At 72.8% G+C, this 6,582-nt stretch carries 6 protein-coding genes and 1 pseudogene; 5 read left to right on the top strand and 2 right to left on the bottom strand.

Annotated features, from left to right (window positions below):
• A partial coding sequence (locus tag IH13_RS0111795) for an aldehyde dehydrogenase family protein (protein ID WP_031083610.1) occupies nucleotides 1-1,272 on the bottom strand: 1,272 nt, incomplete at its 3' end.
• 6 nt (nucleotides 1,273-1,278) lie between these two features.
• The gene (deoC, locus tag IH13_RS0111790) at nucleotides 1,279-2,265 is read right to left on the bottom strand and encodes a deoxyribose-phosphate aldolase (protein WP_031083608.1); all 987 of its coding nucleotides are present in this window, start codon (nucleotides 2,263-2,265) and stop codon (nucleotides 1,279-1,281) included.
• 135 nt (nucleotides 2,266-2,400) lie between these two features.
• Between deoC and IH13_RS0111785 the strand changes: the two genes are divergently transcribed.
• From IH13_RS0111785 to IH13_RS0111770, 5 genes and pseudogenes are all read left to right on the top strand, one after another.
• Entirely contained in the window at nucleotides 2,401-3,036 is a 636-nt protein-coding gene (locus tag IH13_RS0111785; RefSeq protein WP_031083606.1) for a PH domain-containing protein, read from the top strand.
• Nucleotides 3,037-3,913: 877 nt separating this feature from the next.
• Nucleotides 3,914-4,066 (top strand): annotated as a pseudogene (locus IH13_RS46055) (ATP-binding cassette domain-containing protein); the annotation flags it as partial.
• 68 nt (nucleotides 4,067-4,134) lie between these two features.
• Entirely contained in the window at nucleotides 4,135-4,668 is a 534-nt protein-coding gene (locus IH13_RS43400) for an ATP-binding cassette domain-containing protein (protein ID WP_267883848.1), read from the top strand.
• The gene (locus IH13_RS0111775; protein WP_051835820.1) at nucleotides 4,665-5,897 is read left to right on the top strand and encodes a DUF7224 domain-containing protein; all 1,233 of its coding nucleotides are present in this window, start codon (nucleotides 4,665-4,667) and stop codon (nucleotides 5,895-5,897) included. The genes IH13_RS43400 and IH13_RS0111775 overlap by 4 nt, the downstream gene beginning before the upstream one ends.
• Complete coding sequence (locus tag IH13_RS0111770; protein WP_031083602.1) at nucleotides 5,891-6,529, top strand: hypothetical protein; 639 nt, start codon at nucleotides 5,891-5,893, stop codon at nucleotides 6,527-6,529. Before IH13_RS0111775 ends, IH13_RS0111770 begins: the two co-directional genes overlap by 7 nt.
• The last annotated feature ends 53 nt before the right edge of the window (nucleotides 6,530-6,582 follow it).

The following is a 6,582-nucleotide window of genomic DNA, read 5'->3' as shown; positions in this document are numbered from 1 at the left end:
CTCCGTCCAGATGCCCGCCGAGAGGCCGTACTGGCTGTTGTTGGCCTTGGCGACCGCCTCGTCCGGGCTGCGGAAGGTGAGCACCGACAGCACCGGGCCGAAGATCTCGTCGCGGGCGACGGTGTGCGCCTGGGTGACGCCGGTGAACAGCGTCGGGGCGAACCAGTACCCCGTGGAGGGGAGTTCGCAGGGCGCGGACCAGCGCTCGGCGCCCTCCGCCTCGCCGGTCTCCACGAGCGCGGTGATCCGGGAGAGCTGCTCGGCGGAGTTGATCGCGCCGATGTCGGTGTTCTTGTCCAGCGGGTCGCCGAGGCGCAGCGTGGACAGCCGGCGCTTGAGCGCGTGCAGCACCTCGTCGTGGACCGACTCCTGGACGAGGAGGCGGGAGCCGGCGCAGCAGACCTGGCCCTGGTTGAAGAAGATCCCGGTGACGATGCCCTCGACGGCCTGGTCGATCGGCGCGTCGTCGAAGACGATGTTGGCGCCCTTGCCGCCCAGTTCGAGCGTCGCGCGCTTGTCCGTGCCCGCGATCTGCCGGGCGATGGACTTGCCGACGGCGGTGGAACCGGTGAAGGCGACCTTGTTCACGTCCGGGTGCTCGACGAGCGCGGAGCCCGCGTCGCCGTAGCCGGTGAGGATGTTGACGACACCCTTGGGCAGCCCCGCCTGGCGGCAGACGTCCGCGAAGAACAGCGCCGAGAGCGGCGTCGTCTCGGCGGGCTTCAGCACGACCGTGTTGCCGGTCGCGAGCGCCGGGGCGATCTTCCACGCGAGCATCAGGAGCGGGAAGTTCCAGGGGATGATCTGCCCGGCCACACCCAGCGGACGCGGATTCGCGCCGTATCCGGCGTGGTCCAGTTTGTCGGCCCAGCCCGCGTAGTAGAAGAAGTGCGCGGCGACCAGCGGGAGGTCCGCGTCGCGGGTCTCCCTGATCGGCTTGCCGTTGTCCAGGGTCTCCAGGACGGCGAGCTCACGGGAGCGCTCCTGGATGATCCGGGCGATCCGGAAGAGGTACTTGGCGCGCTCGGAGCCGGGCAGCGCCGACCACTTCTCGAACGCCTTGCGGGCCGCCCTCACGGCACGGTCCACGTCCTCGGCGCCGGCCCGCGCGACCTCGGAGAGCACCTCCTCGGTGGAGGGGCTGATGGTCTTGAAGACCTTGCCGTCGGCGGCCTCGGTGAACTCGCCGTCGATGAACAGCCCGTACGACGGGGCGATGTCGACGACGGAGCGGGACTCCGGAGCCGGTGCGTACTCGAATGCGGATGCCATGGCGTATCAGTCCACCGTCACGTAATCGGGGCCGGAGTAGCGGCCGGTGCTGAGCTTCTGGCGCTGCATCAGCAGGTCGTTCAGCAGGCTGGAGGCGCCGAAGCGGAACCAGTGGTTGTCCAGCCAGTCCGCACCGGCGGTCTCGTTCACCAGCACGAGGAACTTGATCGCGTCCTTGGAGGTGCGGATGCCGCCCGCGGGCTTCACCCCGACCTGGACGCCGGTCTGCTCCCGGAAGTCGCGCACGGCCTCCAGCATCAGCAGGGTGTTCGCCGGGGTGGCGTTGGTCGCGACCTTGCCGGTCGAGGTCTTGATGAAGTCCGCTCCCGCCAGCATCCCGAGCCAGGAGGCCCGCCGGATGTTGTCGTACGTGGACAGCTCGCCCGTCTCGAAGATCACCTTCAGGCGTGCCGGGCCGCACTCCGCCTTCACGGCGACGATCTCCTCGTACACCTTGAGGTAGCGGCCGGCGAGGAAGGCGCCCCGGTCGATCACCATGTCGATCTCGTCGGCCCCGGCCGCCACCGCGTCGCGGACGTCCGCGAGCTTGACGTCCAGCGCGGCACGCCCGGCGGGGAAGGCGGTCGCCACGGAGGCGACCTTGACCCCGGACCCGGCCAGCGCGGCGACGGCGGTCCCGGCCATGTCGGGATAGACGCAGACCGCGGCGGTGCGCGGGGTCGTGCGGTCGAGCGGATCCGGGTTGACGGCCTTGGCGGCCAGCGCCCGGACCTTGCCCGGGGTGTCCGCGCCTTCGAGCGTCGTCAGGTCGATCATCGAGATGGCCAGATCGATGGCGTACGCCTTGGCGGTCGTCTTGATCGACCTGGTGCCGAGGGAGGCGGCGCGCGCTTCGAGACCGACGGTGTCGACACCGGGCAGCCCGTGCAGGAAGCGGCGCAGCGCACTGTCGGACGCGGTGGCGTCGGCGAAGGGGCTGCCTCCCCGCTCGGACGCAGCTGGGTGCTTGGGGGGCGGTGCAGTCGTGGGCATGGTCACCAGAGGAGCATATCTACGCGCGTAGCAGCATGTACAGTCCCCCTCCGTCTCCGCGCCGTACAGGGCCCGCGCCCCACCCCCGTGCGGCCACCGGGCCGTCCGCCCGGAGCGTCAGGCAGAATCGGGGCCATGACGAGCCCCACGCCCCCCGCCGAGCCCTCCTCCGCCGACCGGACCTACCGTTCGGGAGGCGGGCTGGTCACCGGCGCGGTGCTGATCCTGATGATCGGCTGGGCCGGTGTGGACGCGGCGATCCGCGGCGAGGGCCGGGCCCCGTGGATCGCCCTGGCCGCGCTGTTGACGGTGATCCCGCTGATCGTCGCCTTCACGCTGCGGCCGGCGGTCTACGCCGACGAGGAGCGCATCCGGGTCCGGAACCCGTTCCGCACCATCGAACTGCCCTGGACCGACGTCGCCGACGTCCGCGCCTCGTACACGTGCGAGCTGTTCGCCCAGGATGGCAGGAAGTACCAGCTGTGGGCGGTGCCGGTGTCGCTGCGTGAGCGCAAGAAGGCCGCCAGGAGGGCCTCCCAGGCCGCGCACGACGACCCGTTCGGCAAGGCCTCGGTGCACGCCGACGTCCGCGACACCCAGGCCCGGATCGCGGCGGCCGACCGGACGGTGAACGAACTGCGCGAACTGCGCGAGCGCGGGGTGGGCCCGGAGCGGAGCGCCACCCGCGCGTCGGTGCGCTGGGCGTACGAGGTGCTCGCCCCGGCCGCCGTGGGCGCGGTGCTGTTCGCGGTGCTGCTGGCGATCGGCTGAGCCGCGGCGGCCGTCCTTCGCGCGCCGGTGGGCTCGGCGTGACCGTGACGCGTCGGCCGGCCCTTCGCCGCGTCCGCCGCCCGTCGTCGCCCGGCCCGCTCGTGAGTGGAGCGGGCCGGGCGCGGCGAACCGTGTGACCCGTGCGGTCGCGGAGCCTGCGGGTGCCGCCCGCCGAGCCCGTGCCCGGAGCCGTCTCGTCCGCGCTGCGCGGGCTGCGTGGAACGCCAACGGCCGGAGAGGGTACGGCGCCTGATGTTCCGCCAGGCGGCCGTTCCGGGGGTCACGTGACGCACATCACTGGTCGGATCGCGGTCGCGCCCGGTGTCCCGGTTTGCCCTGTTTCAGGTGGCCTGGTGAAGGGGTGACGGGCCCCGCAACATCCGGGTTGGGCCATTTGACCGCTCCGCTCCGTCCGGCCGCGTGCGCCGGGCCCCCTGTCCTCGCTCACCGTTGTGGCTAGGGTGCCGAGCGTGTCGATCACTGGACCGACGTCCGCCCGGGCCGGTGACCGCCCGCGGGAACCCATCGCACGAGAGACACGAACACGAAGAAGGGTGTACGGGCGCACTCATGGTCGGCGCGGCCCTGTCAGCAGGCATGCACGGCGCCGCACCGGGGCGGGACCGCCGGCAGCACCGGCGGAACCGCTCGGGGCACGGGCGGCGGGGATCTGGCGGGGCGGGGCCGTCCGGGGCCGCGCGTGCGACAGGTACTCGGTCCGGATCACCCGGAACCCCGGCACGGAGTACCCCACCGTGCACCGGTGCCCGTTCGACGTCGCGAACCTCGTCTTCGAAGTCCAGTCATCCGACCCGTCAATCGTCCTTGGTGCGGGCATGGTGAAAGCACGCCCGCACCAAGGGGTCCAGGACCGTACATGCCGTTGCTCGAACTGAACGACCTCCACCAGGGATACCGCGGGAAACCAGTCGTCCGCGGCATCAGCCTCACCCTCGGTGCCGGCGCCTACGGCCTGCTCGGCCCGAACGGTGCGGGCAAGAGCACTCTCCTGCGCACCGTGGCGACGGCCGACCGCCCGACTTCCGGTGATCTCCGCCTGTTCGGCGAGGAGGTGCGCACCGGGCGGCAGTTGCGTGCCTGGGCTACCTCCCCCAGAGCTTCGCCTACCCCGGCGACTTCACCGTCACCGACTTCGTCCGCCACTGCGCCTGGCTTCGCGAGGTGCCGCGCAGGCGCATTCCGGCGGCGTCGGACGAGGCCGTGGAACGCGTCGGGCTCACCAGCCGGGCGGACTCCCCCCTGCGCAAGCTCTCCGGCGGAATGCTCCGCAGGGCGGGCATCGCCCAAGCGGTCGTCGGTGAACCGGACCTGGTGATCCTGGACGAGCCCACCACCGGGCTCGACCCCCACCAGCGGGTGCGGTTCCGTGAACTGATCCGGCAACTGGCGGAGCAGAGCTGCGTGCTGCTCAGCACCCACCTGGTCGAGGACCTCGCGCACACCTGTGCCCGGATCGGCGTGCTCCACGGCGGGGAGCTGCGGTTCGACGGCACCCCGGCGGAGCTGGAGGAGAACGGCAGCGAGGACCAGCCGGGTGACACCCCGCTCGAACGCGGTTACGCCGCCGCGTTGAGCGTGGCCCCGGAGCAGCGGTCGGAGGCCGCCTGGTGACCGGTTACCTCATCGAGCTGCGCCGGACTCCCGTCCGCTGGTTCGCCGCCCCCCTGCTGGCCGCGTCCCTCGCTCTGGTGTTCCTGGTCGGCGAGGACTGGCAGGGGTCCTGGCCGGAGACGTCGGCGGCGGCCACCCGCGCGGGGATCCCCCTCGTGATCGGGGCCGTGGGGCTGGCGGCTCACCGGACGTCGCAGCTGCGACGCAGCGGGGTCGACGTCCTCCTGTCCGCCCGGCCCCTGCCCGCGGTGGAAGGGGCCCGGCTGGCGGCCGACGCGTCGTGGCTGTCGGGCGTCTACCTGGTGAGCACCGCCGTCACCTGGGCCATGACCGTGGGGGCCCCGGGGGCCCCCTGGCCGGAGTACCCGCTCTTCGGAGTGGCCGGGATCGTCTTCGCCGTCGCACTCGGGTACGTCGCCGGCTGCCTGCTGCCTTCCCGGTTCACCGGGGCCGCGGCGGCCGTGGCGGGGTTCGCGCTGTTCGGCATGGTCGTCGACACCCAGTCCTCGCCTCTGGCCCACAGCCTCTTCCACCAGTCGATCGGTCTGCGGCTGTCCTCCGCGCACCTGGGGTGGCGCATCGCCCTCGCGGTGCTGGCCGTCGGGGCGGCGGTGACCGTGGGACAGGCAGTGGCCGAGGGCCGGCGGCGCAGGGCCGCCCTCGTGCCCGGCACGGCGTTCTGCGTACTCACCCTGCTGGCCGTCGCGGTCTCCCCGGGGAACGGCAGCTCCCTGCAGGAACACCGCACCCCGTCGGCCACGGCCTGCGCTCCGGCCGACGACGGCACCGTGTGCGTCTGGCCCGAGCACGAGCCCCGCCTTCCCGAGGCGGTGGCGGCGGTCGGGAAGATGCGGGCGGTCTCCGCGAACGTGCTCTCCCTGCCCGAGCGCTTCACGGAGGACGGCCTGAACGGCCCCGGAGCGGGAGGATTCACCTTGGACCACGGGGCGGGCGCCCTGCTGGACAGCCTCGCGGCCGAGACCACGAACGCCTTGTGGCCGCAGTGCGGCCGTGAGGAGGACGCGGTGCTGGAACGCAGGTCGGCGGCGGCGGTGAAGCTGAACTCGTGGCTGGACTCGCGTGCGCGGGGCAGCCGCACACCGGCTTCCTACGACCTGGTCGGCGACGCGGCCGATCCGGCGGAGGTGAAGCGGGTCCTCGGACGACCGGTCCCGGAGCAGACCCCGTACGTGCGGCGGTGGGCCGGGGTCCTGGCGGCGCCGTGCTGAACCACGAGGTGTTCTCCCCCTGGCGCAGCCACCTCAGGTCCCACCGTGCGGGCTGGTCCCTGGCCTTCCTGGCCGCCTGTGCCGCCGTACTCACCTGGTGGGGCGGGGAAGCCGTGCTCTTTCCCAGCGTCAGCGGTCAGGAGCCCGTATCCGCGTCGGGAGCCGGCTTCATGCCGTTGCTGTCCGGCTGCGCCGTGGTCCTGTCCTGCACGGACGGCATGGGCCGGTTCTCCTCGGTGGCCGCGGTGCCGCGTCATCGGGTGCTGGCCCTGCATCTCACCGCGGCGGTCACCGTCGCTGTGCTTCTGTCCTGCGTGGCGCTGGCACTCTCCGGTGCCGCGGAGTCGATCCCCCTCGCGGTGCGCAACCTCCTCGGCTTCACCGGAGCGGCCGCCCTCTGCGCGGCGGTGCTGGGCTTCCGGTCGGCCTGGATTCTGCCCCTGGTCCAGGCCGTCGCGGCCTTCATGGTCGGTTCCCCCGGGGCGGGGGGAGCGCACGCGCGGTGGTGGGAGTGGCCCCGGGCCGCTTCGACCGACGGAGGGAGCTGGGCGGTCTGCGGGGCACTGGCCGCCGTCGGGGTCGGAGCGCTCCTCCTTCGCAACCGGCGCACGGGAATGCCGGAAGGCCGCTGACCCGCCCCGAGCCGTCCGAGCGGTGGGCCGCCGCGGCGACCCGCCGCCCCGGA

It is taken from the genome of Streptomyces sp. NRRL WC-3549 (assembly GCF_000721935.1).
GTDB lineage: Bacteria > Actinomycetota > Actinomycetes > Streptomycetales > Streptomycetaceae > Streptomyces.
This window is presented reverse-complemented; position numbering and strand designations above follow the sequence as displayed.